At 34.1% G+C, this 3,010-nt stretch carries 3 protein-coding genes; all 3 read left to right on the top strand.

The features are described from left to right. Positions 1–136: 136 nt before the first annotated feature. The 3 genes from FTT85_RS18235 to FTT85_RS18225 all read left to right on the top strand — a co-directional run bounded on the left by FTT85_RS18235 (position 137) and on the right by FTT85_RS18225 (position 2,765). Positions 137–1,636, top strand: coding sequence for a hypothetical protein (locus FTT85_RS18235; RefSeq protein ID WP_180184113.1), 1,500 nt, complete (start codon positions 137–139; stop codon positions 1,634–1,636). Positions 1,637–1,753: 117 nt separating this feature from the next. Then, positions 1,754–2,209 (top strand): helix-turn-helix domain-containing protein, encoded by a 456-nt coding sequence (locus tag FTT85_RS18230; RefSeq protein ID WP_004973749.1) that lies wholly within the window; start codon positions 1,754–1,756, stop codon positions 2,207–2,209. Further along, positions 2,199–2,765 (top strand): IS630 family transposase, encoded by a 567-nt coding sequence (locus FTT85_RS18225; protein WP_111886146.1) that lies wholly within the window; start codon positions 2,199–2,201, stop codon positions 2,763–2,765. The genes FTT85_RS18230 and FTT85_RS18225 overlap by 11 nt, the downstream gene beginning before the upstream one ends. The last annotated feature ends 245 nt before the right edge of the window (positions 2,766–3,010 follow it).

Genomic DNA, 3,010 nt, shown 5'->3' with positions numbered 1-3,010 from the left:
AACGTCTGATAATTTTTGAATATCTTTGAATTTCATCCAAGGATTATCCCTCGAATTAAATAATTTTGCTGATTAATTTAAGATCAAATAAATTGTACGTTTTTTGATTTATGACGGAAGTCTAATAGTGCGTTTTATGAATTTATCGCAAAATACTGCTACAGCTATCGTTATTTTTAGGAGATTGGACTATAGCTTAAGTCCTTTAGATAGATTTGTTTTTTTTAGACTCTGGCTAAAGTATGCTGATCAACAAATAGACATGAGTACACCACATACACTTGCAAAAGAAATTGGTATACATTCAGTGAAACTAAAAAGCTCAGTTCAGCTGCTCATAGATAAAGGAATACTAGAATGTATTTCTGATAATAGAATTAAGGCCGCTAATATTTTTAATAGTCAGCATGATTTAAGATATATTCACCACATTATGCGTCAGCTTGAGACTCAGAAGAATAATGGACAGTTATTTTGTTTTATTCATAAAATTTTGAGCATTATTTATGAAGTCAGAATTAGTCATAAGCAAAGCGAAATATGCAAACTGTTAAATATTGATTATAAATCGTGGCTCGTTTTGTTTTGTTTAGTTGTTCATAGTGATGGTAGTGGAATAGTTTTAAAGGTGGGAATGCATGAGTTAGGTCTTTGTACAGGAATGAGTAGGCATTCCATTTTGCGGTCATTAGATAAACTTTTCTCTTTTGGAATATTACGCTCTAAAATAAATGGAACGTTAGATAATGCACTTCTAAATTTTACTTCAGCGATTTATCTAATTAATTTATCACATCCAATTTGGGGAGAATGTGCTCAATACAGAAAGTATTTTTTGATAAAAAATCCATCACCTCATAATTTGTTAGTACAAGCATTGGATAGTTTGAATAGCTTGGATGATTCTGAACGATTTTTATATTCAGAGATTCAAACTTTGAAGTATTTTGAAGACTTTAATTTTTACCAATTTGAAAATGATACAGCTGCTTTGGCTAATTATTTGGAAGCGTTTAATTTTACTTTAGGGCTTAGCGATATATTTGCTGTAAAGATGAAGATTTCTAAATTCAGGTCAAGCATCAGGCTGAAAACAGCTGACAACCAAATGGATAATCTGCAGCGTTTAGAATTTATGTTTAAATACGTTGCTAAATATTTGCCAGCAGATCAGCTGTATGCATCGAGCAAGATAGATATATTTGATGATTTGGAACTCTATGAGAAGATTTTAGAATTTAAGAAGTATTTCAGTTTTAATGATCTTGAATTCTATAACATGCTAGAAAATCAAATAACAAAAATTCCAAAGAATGAACTCATACAAATTTTAGAAACCACACAATTGCAGATTTACAGCTTTATCACGCAATATTTATTTAAAAATGAAGCGCTTCATTTGATAGATGCTGCTCAGAAAAAAGTTCTTGGTATTGGGCCTATACCGTTAGCTGGTGATGTGCAAATGAGCGGTTATGTGGTTTCGTCGCCTACAGAAAATGATCAGTTATGTATTGTCACATTTAATCCTGAAGGCAAGGGTTATAGGAAAGTCCAAGAGGAGGTTGAGATGACTATAGAAAATCAAAAGTTATTTGGTTTGTTGGATCAATCTTGTACGGCTTTAACCTTTTAAAATACAGTTGTTGAACTGATACTAAATTTCAGCCGAAAATCATTTTTCTGACTTAACTAAGTTGACAAAAATAACTAATCATGCGAAAAGGTTTTTTTAGTTAACAGATGTTCACACATGCCTCGGATTGTTTCTGTACCACTTAGTTTAGAACAGCGAGAACGACTCATTTTTCTGGCCAAACATGCAAAACATTGGCGTGAAAGACAACGTGCCCAAACTATTCTCTGGCTTTCCGAAGGTAAAAGTGTTGCAGAAGTTGCCACTCTACAAGAACGTATCCCAGAAACCATAAGGCTACAACGCCGACGTTGGGAATTGTATGAGTTTGAATCGATTAAAGAAGGTCATCGCTCAGGTCGACCCAATACATTGATCTCAGACTATCAGGCGAAAATCTTAGATTGGGTCAATACAAGTCCACTCAATGCAGAACAAATCCGAGTCAAACTACATGAAGAATACGAAGTGTCCGTGTCTGTTGAAACCATTCGTAAGTTTTTACGTGATTCAGGTATGGTCTTCAAGCGTACCCGTCATAGCTTGAAAAAAAAGAGATCCGATTGTATTTGAACAAGCAACACAGCAGATTGAAGAATTACGAGAGCAAGCGGCACGTGGTGAAATTATATTAGGTTATGTTGATGAAACAGGGTTTTCATCTACACCTGATAACCGCTATGCGTGGACAAAGATAGGTAATGTTCATGCGGTTGATGCAATAAGATTAAAACGAGTTAATGTCATGGGGTGTTTGCTTTCAACGGGGAAACTGGTGACAAGTTGTTTACAAGAGTCAGTTACAAGCACTTGGTTTTATGCCTATTTAACTGGAATAGCTCAACAAGTTAAACAGACGTATAACCTTCCATTGGTTCTTATTGTTGATAATGCCTCGATTCATAGAAGTAAAAAGATGGCTGATTACAGAGAGCTACTTAAAACTAACTTTTCGACGAATCTGTATTTTATTCCAGCTTATAGCCCTGAGTTAAATCGAATCGAGATGGTATGGAAGCAGATGAAATATTATTGGCGAGATTTTCAAGTCATGACAGCTGATAAAATAGAGCAATGGGTGGAGAAAGTATCAAACCAATTCGGAAAAGAATACATGTTTACTTTTTAATGACAACTTATCGTAACGATGAAATATCTAAAACGCCTAGCTTAGCTGAGGGTTTGAAAATTGGATTGCTCGGCTGAGTTATCTTTTTTGTACCAGTAGCAAGACGGTTTTTATATTATTAATAGACTTCCTTCATAAATCATTTTTCAACCAATTTAATTGTTTATCTTTCACCCAATCTAAATTGTATATGCCAGCAAGTAAATTAAACCGCAGGTTTAATCGTTTACGACGATTTCTATATA

The organism is Acinetobacter sp. YH01020, from assembly GCF_013420275.1.
In the GTDB taxonomy this organism is placed as follows: domain Bacteria; phylum Pseudomonadota; class Gammaproteobacteria; order Pseudomonadales; family Moraxellaceae; genus Acinetobacter; species Acinetobacter amyesii.
The sequence above is the reverse complement of the archived record's forward strand: the minus strand, read 5'-3'. Positions and strand labels throughout refer to the sequence as shown.